This window comes from Kitasatospora sp. NPDC056181 (genome assembly GCF_042266225.1).
GTDB lineage: Bacteria > Actinomycetota > Actinomycetes > Streptomycetales > Streptomycetaceae > Kitasatospora.
This window is the reverse complement of sequence record NZ_JBHJUK010000037.1, coordinates 32,039-49,092: the sequence shown is the minus strand read 5'-3', so window position 1 is coordinate 49,092 and position 17,054 is coordinate 32,039. Positions and strand designations below refer to the sequence as shown.

Here is a 17,054-nt window from a genome sequence, read left to right as displayed (position 1 = left end):
GCGGTCCACCGTTATGAGCGGCGAGGGCTACGAGGAACGCGGCCGGGCCCGGCGCCGGCACCTCGCCGCGAGCCTGGACCGCGACCTCGCCCATTGGCTGGAGGCCACGGAACGGGGCCGCCCGCTGGAGAAGCACCACAGCCAGGTGGCCTGCCTGGCCGGCATGCTCGACGCCTGCCGGCACGACCTCGCAGAGCTGCAGGACAGCGAGTCCACGGAGCGCATCCTCGACCTGCACCACGTGTGGGACTTCTTCCGCAGCAAGCTGATCCTGCGCTGCCTCCCGCAGTACCAGGCGTTCCTGGACACCGCCGACGAGCTCGCCTGGGCCTGCTACGAGCCTGCCTGGCCGGCCGGCGGACCGGCAAAGCCCGTGCCGCCACTGCTCTTCCTCAACCGGGCGGAGGTGCCGTTCGCCCTCGCCCGTGGCAGCGACTACCGGGCGTTACTGCCGAGCGGGGTGCGCACCCATGCCGGTGAGGAGGCGGCAGGGCGGCTGCCGTTCCCGATCATCGGTGTGCCCTGGTACCAGACCGAGCACCTGCCGGGGCTGCTCGCCGTCGCCCACGAGGTCGGCCACCACGTCGAGGACGACCTCGGGCTGACGGGCGCCCTGCGGGACAGGCTTCGGGCGAGCGGGCTCGACGCGGGGCGGCTGATCATCTGGGAGGGATGGCTGGGCGAGGTCTTCGCGGACGTCTGCGCCTGCCTCGCCTGCGGGCCGGCCTACACCGACACCCTGGCCGACGCCCTGACGGCCGTCGGGACCAGGAGGAGCGCCGCCTACCCGCTGTCCTTGCTGAGGATGCGGATCTGCCGGACCGTGCTCGGTTCGTCCGGGCCGGCCCCGGCCGGAGAGGTGGCGGCCGTCGTCGAGGCGCTCACCACGGACGGCTACCCGCAGCTCGGTGGCCGGACCCTGCGGGACGCCCTGGGCTGCGCCGAGGCCCTGGAGCTGACGTCCCCGGCGCTGAACCTGCTGAACGGCCTGGGCTCGGAAACCCGCGACCCGCGGGCGGCGCTGGCGGTCGCGGCCCGTGCCTTCCTGCTGGACCCGGCCCGGTACGACCGGGGGAACGTCGGTGCGCGGGTGTGCAGGGAGGTGCTGGCGCGCCGGCCGGTCGGCCTGCGGTCGGCCGAGGCCGACGCCGGAGCCGGCGCCCGGCAGGCCGGCGTGGCGGCCGGGCACGCCCTCGCCGCGCTGCTGGCCGCGGGCTGAGCGAGGGCCGGGGGAGAGCCGGACCAAGCCCGCGCCGCCCCCGTCCCGGTCAGTCCGCCGGGATGTGGGCGAGCATGCGCTCCATGCCGCCCACCCAGTTGGCGCGCAGGGCGGTGATGGCGCCGGGCAGGTCGTCGTCCAGGAGGCGGCGGGCGATCTCGCAGTGCTCCTCCGACTCGCGGGCCACCGGTTCGTCCTCGGCGACGACCAGGTTCTCGTAGCGCCGCATCCCGGCCTTGACCCGGGTGAGGAGGTCGAGCAGCCGCTCGTTCGAGCAGCCGCTGAGCAGCAGGCCGTGCCATTCGTCGTCGCGCCGGTCGACGGTCGCGTGCGTGGCGACCTGGTCGGGGAAGCCCTGGGCGAGGTCCAGCAGCCGCGGGGCGATGGTCCGCAGATGCTCCGGGTCGGAGGACTCCAGCGCCAGGGACTCGAGTGCCGCGACGATGGCGACCAGCTCGCGGAACTCCTTGCGGCTGACCGGCGCGAAGCGGAAGCCTCGGCCCTGGTTGCTCTCCAGCACGCCCTCGCCCGCCAGGGCGATCAGGGCCTCGCGCAGCGGCGTGCGGCTGACGCCCAGCTCGGCGGCGAGCACGGCCTCGTTGACATCGGCGCCCGCCGAGAACTCGCCGCGGGTGAGCCGCTCCATGAGCTCGTCGCGGATCTGCTCGCGCAGCGGGCGGCGCTCGATCGCCATCGGGATCCCCCATCTTCGGATCTGCAGCATACCCCTTGACCGCATGCAGTGTACTGCACTATGCATTTTGAATACAAAATGCCGAAGTGGGGTCCTCGACCCCCAGGGGAGGCGGAGCATGGGTCTGACACGCGTGCCGGGGCTGCTGTTCGGGGGCGACTACAACCCCGAGCAGTGGCCCGAGGAGGTCTGGCAGGAGGACGTCCGGCTGATGGCCGAGGCCGGCGTCACCATGGTGACCGTCGCGGTCTTCTCCTGGTCCCGGCTGGAACCCGCGCCCGGCGTCTACGACTTCGGCTGGCTCGACCGCGTCCTCGACATGCTCCACGCGCACGGCGTCGCCGCCGACCTCGCCACCGCCACCGCGACGCCCCCGCCCTGGCTGGTCCGGCGCCACCCGGAGATCCGGCCCGTCGACGCCGCCGGCACCCGGCTGGAGTTCGGCTCGCGGCAGGGCTACTGCCCCTCCTCCCCGGTGTTCCGGGCCGCCACCGTCCGGCTGGCCCGCGCCCTGGCCGAGCGCTACCGGGACCACCCCGCGCTCGCGCTGTGGCACGTCGGCAACGAGTACGCCGACCACACGGCCGAGTGCTTCTGCGAAGAGTCGGCCCGCGACTTCCGGCGCTGGCTGCAGGAGCGCCACCGCACCCTCGACGGCCTCAACTCCGCCTGGGGGACGTCGTGCTGGGGCCAGCACTACACCGACTGGACGCAGGTCGAACCGCCCCGCAAGGCCCCCGGCCCGGTCAACCCCACCCAGCTGCTGGACTGGCGCCGCTTCTCCAGCGACGCGCTGCTCGCCTGCTTCGAGGCCGAGCGCGAGGTCCTGAAGGAGGTCACCCCGGACGTCCCGGTGACCACCAACTTCATGAGCGTCCTGCGCGACCTCGACTACTGGAAGTGGGCCGCCGCCGAGGACCTCGTCAGCGACGACGCCTACCCCGACCCGGCCGACCCGCGGGCCCACGTCAGGGCCGCGCTCAGCTACGACCTGATGCGCTCGCTGAAGCGGCAGCCGTGGCTGCTCCTGGAGTCCGCGCCGAGCGCGGTCAGCTGGCGCGCGGTCAACGTCCCCAAGGACCCGGGCGTCATGCGCCTGCACAGCCTCCAGGCGCTGGCCCACGGCTCGGACGGCGTGATGTTCTTCCAGTGGCGCCAGGCCAGGTACGGCCCGGAGAAGTTCCACTCGGCGATGCTCCCGCACGGCGGCACCCGGACCCGCCAGTGGCGGGAGACGGTGACCCTCGGCGCGGACGTGCGGCGGCTGGCCGAGGTCGCGGGCACCACCACCGAGGCCGACGTCGCCCTCCTGCTGGACTGGGACAGCTGGTGGGGGCTGGAGGCCCCCGAGTCGATGCCTTCCGACCGGCTCCGGCTGCACGAGCTCCTCCTCGGCTGGTACGCGCCGCTGCACGCCCGCGGCATCGCCGTCGACCTGGCCCCGCCGGACCGCGACCTCTCCTCCTACCGGCTGGTCATCGCCCCCAACCTCTACCTGTGCACCCCCGGGCAGGCCGCCAACCTGGCCGCCTTCCCCGGGCGGCTGTTGGTCGGCCCGTTCAGCGGGGTGGTCGACGCCGCCGACCACGTCCACGACGGCGGGGCGCCCGGACCGCTGCGCGACCTGCTCGGCGTGCGCGTGGAGGAGTGCCGGCCGATCCCCGACGGCGGGACCCAGGAGGTCGTGACGGTGGACGGCACCCGGCTGCTCGCCCGCACCTGGAGCGAGTGGCTCACCGCCGAGGACGCCGAGGTGCTGGCGCGCTACCGCGGCGGCCCGCTGGACGGCCGCCCGGCCGTCACCCGGCGCGGCGCCGCCACCTACCTCAGCTTCCTGCCCGAGGACCCGGCGCCGCTGCTGGACGAGGCGCTGGCCGCCGCCGGGATCACCGGTGTGACCGGGGCCGGCCTTCCCGAAGGCGTCGAGGCCTGCCGCCGCGGCCCGTACCTGTTCCTGCTCAACCACGGGACGGAGCCGGCCGTCGTCCCGCTGCCGGCCCGCACCGAGCCCGTGACCGCCCTGCCGACCGCCCCGCCGACCGCCCTGCTGACCGACCTGCTGACCGGCCGTCCGCTGCCGGTCGGCCCCGTGACCGTCGCACCGCGCGACGCCGTGGTCCTGAAGCCCTGAGCCCGAGGAGTGCCCGTGGCCCATCCCTACATCCCCAACGCGGGGCCCGAGACGCGGGCGGCGATGCTCGCCGAGATCGGCGCCCCCGACGTCGCCGAGTTCTACGGCGACATCCCCGCCGACCTGCGCCTCGACCGTCCGCTCGACCTGCCCGCGCCGTTCGCCGACGAGCACGGCCTGGCGCGGCACGTCCGCGGCCTGCTGGCCCGGAACACCGACCCGGCCGAACTGCTGAGCTTCCTCGGCCACGGCTGCTACCCGCACCACGTCCCGGCGGTGTGCGACGAGGTCAACGGGCGCGGCGAGTTCCTGACCGCCTACGCGGGCGAGCCCTACGAGGACCACGGCCGGTTCCAGGCCCTCTTCGAGTACGTCTCGATGATGGCCGAGCTGCTGGAGATGGACGTCGTCAACGTCCCCACCTACGACGGCTTCCAGGCGGCCGGGACGGCCCTGCGGATGGCCGCGCGCCGCACCGGCCGGAACCGGGTGCTGGTCAGCGGGGCGGTCGCGGCCGACAAGCTGGCCAAGATCCGCGACTACCTCGCGCCGGACGTCGAGGTGCTGCTCGCCCCGGTGGGCGACTCGGGGGAGATGGGCGACGTCCGGCTGGACGACACCTTCGCCGCCCTCTACCTGGAGACGCCCACCGTCCACGGTGTCGTCGAGACCCGCGGCCGCGAACTGGCCGACCTGGCACACGCCGTCGGCGCCCTGCTGGTCGTCTCCACCGACCCGATCTCGCTCGGCGTGCTCGCCCCGCCGGCCTCCTACGGTGCCGACCTGGTCTGCGGGGACATCCAGTCCCTGGGCATGCACCCGCAGTACGGCGGCGGCCAGGCCGGGTTCATCGCCGCGCACGACGAGGAGCGCCTGGTCGCGGAGTTCCCGTCCCGGCTGTTCGGCATCGCCCCGACCGCCGTCCCCGGCGAGTACGGCTTCGGCGACGTCCTCTACGACCGGACCTCCTTCGCGCTGCGGGAGGAGGGCAAGGAGTGGGTCGGCACCGCGGCCGCCCTGTGGGGCATCACCGCCGGCGTCTACCTCGCGCTGATGGGACCGCAGGGCATGCGGGAGATCGGCGAGACGATCCTCGCCCGCACCCGGTACGCGATGCGTGCGCTCGCCGCCGCCGGCGCCGTCGTCCGCCACCAGGAGGCGGTCCACTTCCGGGAGTTCGCCGTCGAGGTGCCGGACGCCGACGCCCTGCTCGCCGCCCTGCGAGGCCGGGGCGTCCTCGGCGGCGTGCGGCTCGGGCCCCGGGAGGTCCTGGTCTGCGTCACCGAGCGGCACTCCGTCGCCGACATCGACACCCTCGCGGCGGCCGTCAAGGACGCGCTGTCCGCCATCGACGCCCCTTCCGCCACCGGAGGCACCGCGTGAGCTCGCACGGAACGACCGGCGAACCGTTCGCCACCCTGCCGATCGGGGCCAGGCCCGCCCTGCGCCGCTTCCACCAGGCCCGCTGGGACGAGGAGATCGTCTTCGAGCTGTCCCGGCCCGGGCGGCGCGGCGTGGGCGTCCCCGCCCCGGACGCGCCGCTGGTCGAGCTGCCCGAGGGCGTCGCCCGCCGCACCCCGCCCGCGCTGCCCGAACTGTCGCAGAACCAGGTGGTCCGGCACTACCTGCGGCTGTCCCAGGAGACCCTCGGCGCCGACCTGAACATCGACGTCGGCCAGGGCACCTGCACGATGAAGTACAGCCCCAAGGTCAACGACGCCCTCGTGCGCGACCCGCGGGTCGCCGGGCTGCACCCGCTCCAGCCCGAGGACACCGTGCAGGGCGTGCTGGAGATCTACTGGCGGCTGGAGCAGATCCTCAAGGAGATCTCCGGCATGGCACGGGTCTCGCTCCAGCCCGGCGCGGGCTCGGCGGCGATCTACGCCAACATCGCGATGATCCGCGCCTACCACGCCTCCCGGGGCGAGGGGGACCAGCGCGACCAGGTGATCACCACGATGTTCTCCCACCCCTCGAACGCGGCCTGCGCCAAGGTCGCCGGGTACGAGGTCGTCACCCTCATGCCGGACGCCGAGGGCTGCCCCGACATCGAGGCGCTGCGTGCGGCGGTCGGCCCGCGCACCGCCGCACTCCTGATCACCAACCCGGAGGACACCGGGATCTTCAACCCGCGGATCCGCGAGTTCGTCGACCTGGTCCACGAGGCCGGCGGCCTGGCCTGTTACGACCAGGCCAACGCCAACGGCATCCTCGGCATCACCCGGGCCCGGGACGCCGGGTTCGACCTGTGCCACTTCAACCTGCACAAGACCTTCTCGACGCCGCACGCGTGCGGCGGGCCGGCGGCCGGCGCGTGCGGCGTCGCCGAGGCGCTGGTGCCGTTCCTGCCCGGTCCGGTCGTCGACCGCGACGGCGGGTCCTACACGCTGACCGCCCCGGAGCGTTCGGTCGGGAAGATCCGGCCGTTCCTCGGGGTGACGCCCAACGTCGTCCGCGCCTACGCCTGGGTGATGGCGCTCGGGGCGGAGGGCCTGCGCGAGGTCGCGGAGACGGCCGTCCTCAACAACAACTACCTGATGAGCAAGGTGCTGCGGATCCCCGGCGCCTCCGTCCCGTGGGCGCAGCGGCGGCGGGTCGAACAGGTCCGCTACTCCTGGCAGGAGCTGACCGCGGAGACCGGCGTGCACTCGGAGGAGATCGGTGTCCGGGCGGCCGACTTCGGTGTGCACTACTGGACCAGCCACCACCCGTACGTGGTGCCCGAGCCGTTCACCCTGGAGCCGACCGAGTCATACTCCCGGGAGGATCTCGACGAGTACACGGCGATCCTCGCCCACGTCGCCGCCGAGGCGCGCGAGGACCCCGACTTCGTGCGGGGCGCGCCCTACCGGCAGAGCGTCCACCGGATCGACCCCGGCCCGCTGGACGACCCGGCGCAGTGGTCGCCCTCCTGGCGCGCCTACCGCCGCAAGCACGGCGGGACGCAGGGGGCGCGCGACGAGGGGAAGCACGAGGGGAAGCAGGGGGAGGCCCACGAGGGGATGCACGACAGGACGCACGGCGGGAACCACGACCGGACGCACGGCGGATGATCGTCGGCCTGGTCGTGAACCCGGTCGCGGGCCTCGGCGGCGCCGTCGCCCTCAAGGGCAGCGACGGGCCCGGCGTCCAGGCCAGGGCGCTCGCCCTGGGCGCCGTCCCGCGTGCGGCCGGCCGCGCGGCGGCCGCGCTGCGCGCCCTGCACTCCCGGCGTCCCGACGTTCTCGTCCGCACCGTCGCCGGCCCGATGGGGGAGGACAGCGCGCTCGCCGCCGCCGTCCCGTACGAGACCGTCCACCGTGCCCGCTCCGGGGCCGCCACCGGCGCGGTGGACACCCGGGCTGCGGTGGCCGCGCTCGGCACGGTGGACCTGCTGCTGTTCGCGGGCGGCGACGGCACGGCGCGGGACGTCCTGGACGCCGGGCCGCGCCCGCCGGTGCTCGGCGTGCCGGCCGGGGTGAAGGTCTACTCGGGCTGCTTCGCCGTCAGCCCGTTCGCGGCGGGGGCGGCCGCCGCCGGGTTCGACGGGAGGACGGTCGAGGCGGAGGTCGTCGACCTGGACGAGGAGGCGTACCGGGCGGGGCGGGTCGGTGCCCGGCTCTACGGGACCCTCCGGGTGCCGGCGCAGCGGGCGCGGCTCAGCGGCCGCAAGTCCGGCTCCTCGGCGGCGCCGCCGGGCACGGCGGAGTCCATCGCCCGGGCGGTGGTGGCGGCGATGCGGCCCGGTACCGCCTACGCGTTGGGGCCCGGCGCGACCACGCTCGCCGTGGGGCGGGAACTCGGCCTGGAGTTGACGCCGCTGGGCGTGGACGTCGTCCGGGACGGCGCCCTGCTCGCCTCCGACGTGACCGAGCAGCGCCTGCACACCATTGCCATGTCACAGGTGACGCATGGTGTGTTGTCCGTCATCGGTGGGCAGGGTTTCGTGATCGGGCGCGGCAACCAGCAGTTCAGCCCGCGGGTGCTGGCCGGGCTCGCCGGGATCGTCGTCCTCGCCACCCGGGAGAAGCTCGCCGGGCTCGGCGGGCGGCCCCTGCTCGCGGACAGCGGCGACCCGGAGGCCGACGCCGCGCTCGACGGCCACGTCCGGGTCGTCACCGGACACCGTGAATCAGTCCTGTACCGCATCCAGTCCGCGAGTGAGGAGCTCCCATGAACACCCTGCGCAACAAGGTCGCCATCGTCACCGGTGGTGCCTCCGGCATCGGCCGCGCCACCGCCCTGCTGTTCGCCGCCGAGGGCGCCGCCGTGGTCATCGCCGACCTCGCGGACGCCGGCCCGGTCGTCCGCGAGATCGAGGCCGCGGGCGGCCGGGCGGTGGCGGTGCGGGCCGACGTCTCCTCGGAGACCGACTGCGAACGGATCGTCACCATCGCGGTCCGGACGTACGGCGGCCTGCACGTCCTGTTCAACAACGCCGGGATCATCCGCCGCCAGAGCGCGCTGGAGATCTCCGCCGAGGACTGGGACCGGGTGATGGCCGTCAACGTCCGGTCCGTCTACCTGATGTGCCGCTTCGCCGTCCCGGCGATGACGGGGGGCGGCTCGATCATCAACACCGGCTCCGGCTGGGGGTTGAAGGGCGGCGGCAACGCGCTGTCCTACTGCGCCTCCAAGGCCGCGGTCGTCAACATGACGCGCGCCCTGGCGATCGACCACGCCGCCGCCGGCATCCGCGTCAACTCGGTCAACCCGGGCGACACCCTGACCCCGATGCTGCGCGACGAGGCGCGCCAGCTCCACGAGGAGTGGGCGGCCTTCGAGAAGGACGCCGCCGACCGGCCGATGGGCCGCGCGGGCTCGCCCGAGGAGATCGCCAACACCGTCCTGTTCCTCGCCGGCGACGCGAGCAGCTACATGACCGGCTCCGCCCTCGTCGTCGACGGCGGCGGCCTCGCCTGACCCCCCCGCCACCACGCCCCGCACCCACACGCGCACCTCCACCCACCCCACCCGCACCCCACCCGCACCCCTCAGTCCTCACGAAGGCCCAGGAGGCATCCGATGTCCGCTTTCACGAGAAGAACAGCCCTGCTCGCCGCCGCGGTCGCCCTGGCCACCACCGCGTCCGCCTGCAGCGGGTCCGGCGGCGCAGGCCCCGCCTCGGACGGCAAGGACGGCAAGGTCACCATCCGCTGGTCCACCTGGGGCTCGGCCGAGGACACCGCGGCCTTCAAGGCCTTCACCGACGACTTCACCAGGAAGCACCCGAACATCACCCTCAAGCTCGAACAGGTCTCCTCCTACGAGGACTACCACCCCAAGCTGCTCACCCAGCTCACCTCCGGGACCGCCCCCGACGTCGTCTACGTCGGCGACGACTACATCGGCAAGCTCGTCGCCGACGGCGTGCTCGCCCCGCTCGACGAGCAGCTCGCCGGGCCGCAGAGCCGCAGCAGGCCCGCCGACTTCTTCGAGGGCATCTACGGCGGTGCGAAGAAGGACGGCGTCACCTACGGCGTCCCGAACGACACCAACCCCGAGGTCCTCTGGTTCGACAAGAAGGCCCTGGCCGACGCCGGGATCACCGAGGACCCGGCCGTGCTGAACGAGTCCGGGCAGTGGACCATGGCCAAGTACCTGGAGATGAACGCGAAGCTCAAGGCCGCCGGCAAGTACGGCTCCGTCTTCTGGAACTGGTACGGCGCCAACTACAGCGTGGTCAACGGCTTCGGCGGCAAGGTCTGGGACGGCGGCCGGTTCGTCGCGACGTCCGACCCGAAGACCCGGCAGGCGTTCAGGACCCTCGCCGACGGCTACCGGGACAAGACGTTCGCCTCCGCCGACCTGCTGCCCGAGGGCAACGGCGCGGCCACCCAGTTCATCAAGCACAAGGCCGGCTTCTACGCCGGCGGCCGCTGGGTGATCGAGAGCATCGACAAGGGCGGTGACCGCGCCGGCTACGACATCGTGCCGTTCCCCTCCGAGTCCGGGAAGCCGATCCCGGGCGCCGTCGCCGCCTCCTACCTGGCGATCAACAAGGGCAGCAAGCACCCGAAGGAGGCCTTCACCTTCCTCACCGAGTTCGTCAGCAAGGAGGGCCAGCAGCTGCGGCTCAAGGGCGGCAGCGCCGTCCCGTCCGTCAAGGGCGCCGAGAACCTGGTGACCGACGGCAACTACCCGGCGCACGCGAAGACCTTCCTCGACCTGCGCGACCGGGGCTTCGCCAACTACCCCGACGAGGTCGCCGTCCCCGGCCTGACCAAGGCGATCAACGACCAGCTCATGAAGATCTGGGAGGGCAAGACCGGCTTCGACGAGGGCATGACCCAGCTCCAGGCCCTCGTCGACGGCATGAAGGGCCGGCAGGGGTGAGCGCCGTCACCCAGCCCGCGGCCCGGCGGGGCGGGCGCCCCGCCGCCGGCCGGGCCCCCGCGGCCCGCAGCGGCCCCGAGCCGCTCTGGCGCCGCCGCGACCGGCGGTGGGCCCTCGTCTTCCTCGCCCCCCAGCTGCTGGGCCTGCTGGTCTTCCTGGTCGGCCCGCTCGGCTTCGCCGTCGTGCTCTCCTTCATGCGCTGGGACGGCCTGGGCGACGCCACCTGGGTCGGCCTGGACAACTACCGCACCCAGCTGACCGACCCGGAGTTCGGCCGCGCGGTGTGGAACACCCTCAAGATCGGCCTGATCACCGTTCCGGGCGGGCTCGCCCTGGCCCTGCTGATCGCGCTCGCCCTGCACGGCGTGCGCGGCCGGACCGTCTACCGGGTGGTCTACTTCCTGCCCGTGGTGACCAGCTCGGTCGCGGTGTCGGTGATCTGGCAGATGATCCTCGGCGGCGGCGCCGACGGCATCCTCAACGGCACCGTGCACGACCTGCTCGGGGTCACCCTGCCCGACTGGCTGGCCGACCCGGACTGGGTCGTCCCCGCCATCGCGGTCGTGACGATCTGGTCCTCGCTCGGGCTCAACGTCGTCATCTTCCTGGCCGGGCTCGCGACCATCCCGCCGAACCTGCTCGAAGCCGCGCGGATCGACGGCGCCGGCCCGTGGCAGACCCTGCGCTCGGTCACCCTGCCGCTGCTCTCGCCCACCGTCTTCTTCACGGTGGTGGTGTCCGTGATCAGCTCGTTCCAGGCCTTCGACCTCGTCTACGTCCTGGTCAACCCGGACCACAACGAAGGCGCCCAGACCATCGTCTACAAGGTCTACCAGCAGGGCTTCCGCGAGTTCCACTTCGGCCTGTCGAGTGCTGCCGCGCTGCTCCTGCTGCTGTTGACGCTCGTCGTCACGGCGGTCCAGTTCAAGGCGCAGAAGCGCCTCGTCCACTACGAGTCCTGAGGCGCCGCCATGACCGTACGGAACACCACCACCCCCGGCCGCCTCCTTTTGCACGCCGGGCTCGCCCTCGGCGGCCTGCTCATGCTGTTCCCGTTCGTCTGGATGGTCCTGACCTCCTTCAAGGGGGTCGGCCAGATGATCAACGACCCGCTGTCCTGGCTCCCCGCCCCCTGGCGCGCACGGAACTACCCCGACGTGCTCGACGAGGTCCCGATCGGGCGGGCGTACTGGAACAGCATGTACATCGCGGCGGTCACCGTCGCCGCCACCCTGTTGACCGGCGCCATGGCCGCCTACGCCTTCGCCCGGATCCCGTTCCGCGGCTCCGGGCCGCTGTTCGGCCTCTTCCTCGCCACCCAGATGGTCCCGGCCCAGGTCACCATCGTGCCGCTCTACATCATGCTGGCCAGGCTCCAACTGATCGACTCGCACCTGGCGCTGATCCTGCCGGCGGTCGCCAACCCCTTCGCCGTGTTCCTGCTGCGCCAGTTCATCCGGGCCGTCCCGGTCGAACTGGAGGAGGCGGCCCGGATCGACGGCGCGGGCCGCTGGACCGTCTTCTGGCGGATCATCCTGCCCAACATCCGCCCCGGCCTCTGGACGCTCGGCATCATCGTCTTCCTGGCCAGCTGGAACAGCTACTTCTTCCCGCTGGTGTTCCTGAACTCCTCGGAGCTGTTCACCGTCCCGCTGCTGCTCGACTCCTTCAACTCCCAGCGCGGCGGCGTCGACTACGGACTCACCGCCGCCCTGTCCGCGATGACCGTGGTGCCGATGCTCATCGCCTTCCTGGTCGGGCAGCGCAGGATCCTCAACAGCATGGCCTCCTCGGGCCTGGGAGGGCGCTGATGTCCGCACCGACGCCCCCCGCGAGCCCGGCCGGACCCGACCTCGAACTCGACCTCGAACTCGACCTCGTCGAGCGGCCGTTCACCGAACGCGGCTCGCGCCTGCTGGTCACGGCCGGCCCCGACGGCCTGCGGGTCGCCCGGGCCGAGTACGAGACGCCGCTCGCCGCGACCACGGAACTCACCGCGCTGGTCGTGCGCGACCCCGCCGGACGCCCGCTGCCCGTCGTGCGGGCGACACCCGTCGAGGTGGCCTTCGCGGGCGGGGTGTCCCTGCTGTTCGCCGACCACGAGACCCTGGTGCTCGCCGGGCGCGACGCGCGGGCCTCCTGGCGGCTGCCCGACGGGACGGAGCGGACGCTCGCGCTCGACGGCTGCCACGTCCTGGCGGGCCCGTCCGGGACGTGGTCGGCACCGGCCGTGCGCGCCGCCGCCGAGGCGCGCTGGACGGCGTGGTTCGACCGCCTGCCGCCCGTCCGGGCCGACCTCGCGGAGCGTGCCCGGATGGCCTGGTGGACGCTGGCCGTCAACCTGCTGCCGATCGCCGGCCGCGAGGGGCTCGTCCCGTCGAAGTACGGGTACGTCGGCGTCTGGAACTGGGACGCCCTCTTCCACGCCGTCGCCCTGCGCCACGCCTTCCCGGCGCTCGCCCGCGACCAGATCCTGCTCCTCCTCGACCACCAGCTCCCGGACGGCCGGCTCCCCGACGTCGTCCACGACTGCGGCGTGCTCGCCGACACCACCGACCTGCCGCGGGCGGACCACGAGCGCCTGGCCGAGCACGTCGGCAGCGCGAACGGCGCCCGGGCGGGCCGCGCGCCGGTGCCGGTCACCAAACCGCCGCTCGCCGCCTGGGCCGTCTGGAAGGTCCACGAGAGCGACCCGGACGTCCCGTTCCTCGCAGCCGTCTACCCGCGGCTCGTCCGCGCGCACGAGTGGTGGTTCGCCGGCTCCGACCCGGACGGCGACGGCCTCCCCGAGTACCTGCACCCCTACTCGTCCGGCCTCGACGACAGCCCGGTCTGGGACTACGGACCCCGCGCCGAGCCCCCCGACCTCAACTCCTACCTGGTCGTGGAGGCCGACCGCCTGGCGGACATCGCCCACGCCCTCGGCCGCCCCGCCGACGCGGCCCGCTGGCGCTCGCGCGCCGCCGCGCACACCCGACTGCTGGTGGCCCGGCGCTGGGACGGCACCCGCTTCACCACCCTGTCGGCCGGCGTCCCCGTCCCCGTCCGCACCGCGCTCGACCTCATGCCGCTGTTCACCGGCCGGCTGCCCGCCGAGGTCGCCGGCGCCCTGGAGCGGACCCTCCGTTCCCCCGCCTACTGGGGCGAGCGCCCCGTTCCGACCGTGGCCTTCGACGACCCCGCGTTCGACCCGGACACGATGTGGCGGGGCCCGGTCTGGCTCAACATCAACCACCTGCTCGTCGAGGGACTGCGCCGTTCCGGCTTCCCGGACACCGCCGACGAACTCCGCGACCGCACCCTCGCGATGGTCCGCGACGCGGGCGGCCTCTACGAGTACTGGAACCCCCTGACCGGCGCCCGCGCCCCCCGCGCCACCTCGGGCTTCGGCTGGTCGGCCGCGCTCTTCCTCGACCTCGCCGCCCTGCCCACGGCCGACCGGCGATGAGGTCCGGGGTCCCGTGATGCGGACGGCCCCGCCCGGTCGCGATTCCCGCGACGGCGGCCGGCCAGGGCCCGCGAGACGGCGCCGGAAAGGCCGACGGCCGCCCGGCGTCCCGACCCGGGCGGCCGCGCAACGAGGGTTGCGGGGCGTCCCGGGCCGGGCGGCCGGGCAGCCGTCCAGTACGCGGTGGCGGCCGGAACCCGGCCGCCAGGGGGTCACGCGGGAAAGGTGATCAGGCGGACGGCCGGGGCCGAGACCACCTGCACCGTCGCGGTGCCCGGCAGGCGCAGCTTGGCGAAGCCGCCCTGCAGGGCCACCAGCGCCCGGGGGACGGACGAGACCGCCGTGCCGTCCGCGTCCACCACCGTGTAGCCGGCGTTCAGTTCGACCGCCGCCTCGGCCCAGTCCTCGCTCATGCCTTCACCTCGGGGAAGTCCAGCTCCGGACGGGCCAGGTGGTTGTAGTAGTTGGAGAGCGTGTTGAGCGCCACGTGCGCCACCACCTCGCCGGCCTCCGCCTCCGTCACGCCGGCCGCGTCGATCAGCGCACGGGTCCCGTCGCCGATCCGCCCACGGGTGCGGACGAGTTCGCGGGCCAGCGCCAGCAGCGCCCGGGTGTGCGGGTCCGCGTCCGAGGCGTCGCGGGTGGCGAGCAGCTCCTCGTCGCTCAGACCCATCGTGGCGCCGCGCAGCGAGTGGGCGCTGACGCAGTAGGTGCAGTCGTTCTCCTGGGCGACCAGGAGGGCGAGCTGCTCGCGCACCCGGGCCCGCAGCACGCCGCGGCCCAACTGGTCGCGCATCGCCAGGTAGCCCTCCAGGGCGGCCGGCGCCTCGGCCATCGAGGCGTAGAGGTTCGGCACCCGCCCCAGTTGTTTCTGTACCCGGTCGAGCAACTCGCCCTTGTCCGCGGATGTTTGCACGGCTTCCCCCCGATGTGTGACGCCCCCGGAAACGGTACCGATCGGTACCGACAGCAAGACGGTACCGACCGGTGCCGTTTCGCGTCAAGGGCGGCCGGTCGCGCCCCGGGCAGTCCGACGCGGCGGCGGCCCAGCGGGCGCGCGCCCGCCGCCGGCCCGAAGCTTGTATCGCTCTCTTGACTGGCGTCACCAGAGCGCCATACTGGCCTCACTCCCCGCTCGCCGAAGAGGTGCCGCCCTATGGAGCTCACACCCTCAGCGCATCTGGACACGTTCTGCCGCGACAACCTTCCGCCGCCCGACCAGTGGCCCGAACTCCTCTTCGAACTGCCCGAGCTGGCCTATCCCGACCGGCTCAACTGCGCGCACGCGCTGCTCGACGAGACGATCGAGCGCCTCGGCCCCGACCGGCGCTGCCTGCTCACTCCGACGGAGCAGTGGAGCTACGGCGAACTGCGCCGGAACGCGGACGCGGTGGCCCGGGTCCTGACCGAGGACCTGGGCCTGGCCACCGGTAACCGGGTGCTGCTGCGCGGCCCCAACACCCCCTGGCTGGTGGCATGCTGGCTGGGGGTGCTGAAGGCGGGCATGGTGGCGGTCACCACCATGCCGCTGCTGCGGGCACCCGAACTGACCGCGATGCACGAGATCAGCCTGCCGGTGGCGGCACTGTGCGACCACCGCAACCTGGCCGAGCTGGAACGGGCCGCCATACCGGGCCTGACCGTCCTGGCCTACGGCGGCCCCGGGCCGGACGACCTGACCGCCCGCTGCGCCGCCCGGCGCGGCCGCTTCACCGCCGTGCCCACCGCCGCCGACGACGTGGCGCTGATCGCCTTCACCTCCGGTACCACCGGCCGGCCCAAGGCCACCCTCCACTTCCACCGCGACGTCCTCGCCAACGCCGACACCTTCTCCCGGCACGTGCTGCGGCCCACGCCGGACGACCTCTTCGCCGGCACTCCGCCGCTCGCCTTCACCTTCGGCCTCGGCGGGTTGGTGGTCTTCCCGCTGCGGGCCGGCGCCGCCGCGCTGCTGCTGGAGCGGACCGGCCCGGAGGAGCTCGCCGAGCACGTCGCCCGGCACCGGGTCAGCATGCTGTTCACCGCGCCGACCGCCTACCGGGCGATCCTGGCCGCCGGGCTGGCCGGCCGGCTGAAGGACGTACGGCGCTGCGTCTCGGCCGGCGAGCACCTGCCGGTCTCCCTCTGGCAGGCCTTCCACGCGGCCACCGGGCAGCGGCTGGTCGACGGCATCGGGGCCACCGAGCTGCTGCACGTGTTCATCTCCGCCGCCGACGGTGACATCCGCCCCGGCGCGACCGGCCGGCCGGTCCCGGGCTACCGGGCCGCGGTGCTCGACGCCGACGGCGCGCCGGTGCCCGACGGCACCCCGGGCCTGCTCGCCGTCAAGGGCCCGACCGGGTGCCGCTACCTGCGCGACGAGCGCCAGGCCGGCTACGTGCGCAACGGCTGGAACCTCACCGGCGACACCTGTGTGCGCGACCGCGACGGCTACTTCTGGTACCAGGCGCGCACCGACGACATGATCGTCTCGGCCGGCTACAACATCGCCGGGCCCGAGGTCGAGCAGGTGCTGGCCGGCCACCCGGACGTGCTGGACAGCGCGGTGGTCGGCGCGCCCGACGAGCGGCGCGGCAGCGTGGTCAAGGCGTACGTGGTGCTGCGCGAGGGCGTACCGGCCGGACCGGAGACGGTCCGGGAACTCCAGGAGCACGTCAAACGGACGATCGCGCCGTACAAGTACCCGCGCGAGGTCGAGTTCGTCACCGAACTGCCGCGCACCGCCACCGGCAAGCTGCACCGGGCCGAGCTGCGCCGCCGGGCGGCCGCGTACCCGGCCAGCGTGGCGGTGGAGCGGCGGGTGGAGTGGTCGGACACCGACGCGGCCGGGCACTACCACTTCTCGGCGGTGCAGCGCTGGGTCGAGGCCGCCGAGGCGGTGCTGCTGCGCCGGCTCGGGCTGGCCGGGCTGTTCGGCCGGATCCCGCGGGTGCACTTCGAGGCCGACTACCGCGAACGCCTCTGGTTCGGCGACGAGGTCCGCACCGAGCTGCGGGTCCTGCGGGTCGGCGGCTCGTCGTTGCACTACGCCTTCGAGGTGCACGGGCCACAGGGCCTGGCCGCCGCCGGGCGGATGTCGGTGGTGCACGCCGCCCCGCAGGCCAAGGGCACCGAACCCTGGCCCGCCGAGGTGCGCCGGGCGCTCGCCGAGTCCGGGCCGCAGCAGGCGGAGGGCTACCGGTGACCGGGGGAGCGGTGCCGGCGAGCACCGCAGGAGGACCGGTGAGCGGCGCCTCAGGGGGGCCGG

At 73.8% G+C, this 17,054-nt stretch carries 14 protein-coding genes and 1 pseudogene; 12 read left to right on the top strand and 3 right to left on the bottom strand.

Annotated elements, in window-relative coordinates; all coding sequences use genetic code 11:
- Positions 1-13: 13 nt before the first annotated feature.
- Positions 14-1,219, top strand: a complete 1,206-nt coding sequence (locus tag ACFC1F_RS16750) for a hypothetical protein (RefSeq protein WP_376158996.1) — start codon at positions 14-16, stop codon at positions 1,217-1,219.
- 49 nt (positions 1,220-1,268) lie between these two features.
- Here the strand turns inward: ACFC1F_RS16750 and ACFC1F_RS16745 are convergent, their stop codons facing one another.
- A complete protein-coding gene (locus ACFC1F_RS16745; protein ID WP_209413906.1) occupies positions 1,269-1,913 on the bottom strand; it encodes a GntR family transcriptional regulator in 645 nt (214 codons plus the stop codon).
- A 118-nt stretch (positions 1,914-2,031) separates the two neighbouring features.
- On the opposite strand from ACFC1F_RS16745, the gene ACFC1F_RS16740 reads away from it, so the two are divergent.
- The 9 genes from ACFC1F_RS16740 (at position 2,032) to ACFC1F_RS16700 (ending at position 13,807) form a co-directional block, all read left to right on the top strand.
- A complete protein-coding gene (locus tag ACFC1F_RS16740) occupies positions 2,032-4,044 on the top strand; it encodes a beta-galactosidase (protein WP_376158994.1) in 2,013 nt (670 codons plus the stop codon).
- Between the two features lie 15 nt (positions 4,045-4,059).
- Complete coding sequence (gene gcvPA / locus ACFC1F_RS16735; RefSeq protein ID WP_376158993.1) at positions 4,060-5,427, top strand: aminomethyl-transferring glycine dehydrogenase subunit GcvPA; 1,368 nt, start codon at positions 4,060-4,062, stop codon at positions 5,425-5,427.
- Positions 5,424-7,097 (top strand): aminomethyl-transferring glycine dehydrogenase subunit GcvPB, encoded by a 1,674-nt coding sequence (gene gcvPB, locus ACFC1F_RS16730; protein ID WP_376158992.1) that lies wholly within the window; start codon positions 5,424-5,426, stop codon positions 7,095-7,097. The genes gcvPA and gcvPB overlap by 4 nt, the downstream gene beginning before the upstream one ends.
- Entirely contained in the window at positions 7,094-8,200 is a 1,107-nt protein-coding gene (locus ACFC1F_RS16725; RefSeq protein WP_376158990.1) for an ATP-NAD kinase family protein, read from the top strand. The genes gcvPB and ACFC1F_RS16725 overlap by 4 nt, the downstream gene beginning before the upstream one ends.
- Positions 8,197-8,946, top strand: coding sequence for an SDR family NAD(P)-dependent oxidoreductase (locus tag ACFC1F_RS16720; RefSeq protein ID WP_376158988.1), 750 nt, complete (start codon positions 8,197-8,199; stop codon positions 8,944-8,946). Before ACFC1F_RS16725 ends, ACFC1F_RS16720 begins: the two co-directional genes overlap by 4 nt.
- Before the next feature lie 102 nt (positions 8,947-9,048).
- Positions 9,049-10,359, top strand: coding sequence for an ABC transporter substrate-binding protein (locus ACFC1F_RS16715; RefSeq protein ID WP_376158986.1), 1,311 nt, complete (start codon positions 9,049-9,051; stop codon positions 10,357-10,359).
- Complete coding sequence (locus ACFC1F_RS16710; protein WP_376158984.1) at positions 10,356-11,321, top strand: carbohydrate ABC transporter permease; 966 nt, start codon at positions 10,356-10,358, stop codon at positions 11,319-11,321. The genes ACFC1F_RS16715 and ACFC1F_RS16710 overlap by 4 nt, the downstream gene beginning before the upstream one ends.
- A gap of 9 nt (positions 11,322-11,330) precedes the next feature.
- Complete coding sequence (locus ACFC1F_RS16705; protein ID WP_209413899.1) at positions 11,331-12,170, top strand: carbohydrate ABC transporter permease; 840 nt, start codon at positions 11,331-11,333, stop codon at positions 12,168-12,170.
- The gene (locus ACFC1F_RS16700) at positions 12,170-13,807 is read left to right on the top strand and encodes an amylo-alpha-1,6-glucosidase (protein ID WP_376158982.1); all 1,638 of its coding nucleotides are present in this window, start codon (positions 12,170-12,172) and stop codon (positions 13,805-13,807) included. The genes ACFC1F_RS16705 and ACFC1F_RS16700 overlap by 1 nt, the downstream gene beginning before the upstream one ends.
- Before the next feature lie 212 nt (positions 13,808-14,019).
- On the opposite strand, the gene ACFC1F_RS16695 is transcribed toward ACFC1F_RS16700, so the two are convergent.
- Positions 14,020-14,220 (bottom strand): hypothetical protein, encoded by a 201-nt coding sequence (locus ACFC1F_RS16695; protein ID WP_376158980.1) that lies wholly within the window; start codon positions 14,218-14,220, stop codon positions 14,020-14,022.
- Positions 14,217-14,723, bottom strand: coding sequence for a carboxymuconolactone decarboxylase family protein (locus ACFC1F_RS16690; RefSeq protein ID WP_307853244.1), 507 nt, complete (start codon positions 14,721-14,723; stop codon positions 14,217-14,219). The genes ACFC1F_RS16695 and ACFC1F_RS16690 overlap by 4 nt, the downstream gene beginning before the upstream one ends.
- A 240-nt stretch (positions 14,724-14,963) precedes the next feature.
- Between ACFC1F_RS16690 and ACFC1F_RS16685 the strand changes: the two are divergent.
- Both ACFC1F_RS16685 and ACFC1F_RS16680 read left to right on the top strand, forming a co-directional pair.
- Positions 14,964-16,574, top strand: a pseudogene (locus tag ACFC1F_RS16685) (AMP-binding protein); the annotation flags it as partial.
- Between the two features lie 15 nt (positions 16,575-16,589).
- Positions 16,590-16,991 (top strand): acyl-CoA thioesterase, encoded by a 402-nt coding sequence (locus ACFC1F_RS16680; RefSeq protein WP_376159016.1) that lies wholly within the window; start codon positions 16,590-16,592, stop codon positions 16,989-16,991.
- The last annotated feature ends 63 nt before the right edge of the window (positions 16,992-17,054 follow it).

Coding starts and splice junctions, on each gene's coding strand:
- ACFC1F_RS16750 (WP_376158996.1), top strand. CDS start 14: ATGAGCGGCGAGGGCTACGAGGAACGCGGCCGGGCCCGGCGCCGGCAC.
- ACFC1F_RS16740 (WP_376158994.1), top strand. CDS start 2,032: ATGGGTCTGACACGCGTGCCGGGGCTGCTGTTCGGGGGCGACTACAAC.
- ACFC1F_RS16705 (WP_209413899.1), top strand. CDS start 11,331: ATGACCGTACGGAACACCACCACCCCCGGCCGCCTCCTTTTGCACGCC.
- ACFC1F_RS16720 (WP_376158988.1), top strand. CDS start 8,197: ATGAACACCCTGCGCAACAAGGTCGCCATCGTCACCGGTGGTGCCTCC.
- ACFC1F_RS16745 (WP_209413906.1), bottom strand. CDS start 1,913: ATGGCGATCGAGCGCCGCCCGCTGCGCGAGCAGATCCGCGACGAGCTC.
- ACFC1F_RS16715 (WP_376158986.1), top strand. CDS start 9,049: ATGTCCGCTTTCACGAGAAGAACAGCCCTGCTCGCCGCCGCGGTCGCC.
- ACFC1F_RS16695 (WP_376158980.1), bottom strand. CDS start 14,220: ATGAGCGAGGACTGGGCCGAGGCGGCGGTCGAACTGAACGCCGGCTAC.
- ACFC1F_RS16700 (WP_376158982.1), top strand. CDS start 12,170: ATGTCCGCACCGACGCCCCCCGCGAGCCCGGCCGGACCCGACCTCGAA.
- ACFC1F_RS16725 (WP_376158990.1), top strand. CDS start 7,094: ATGATCGTCGGCCTGGTCGTGAACCCGGTCGCGGGCCTCGGCGGCGCC.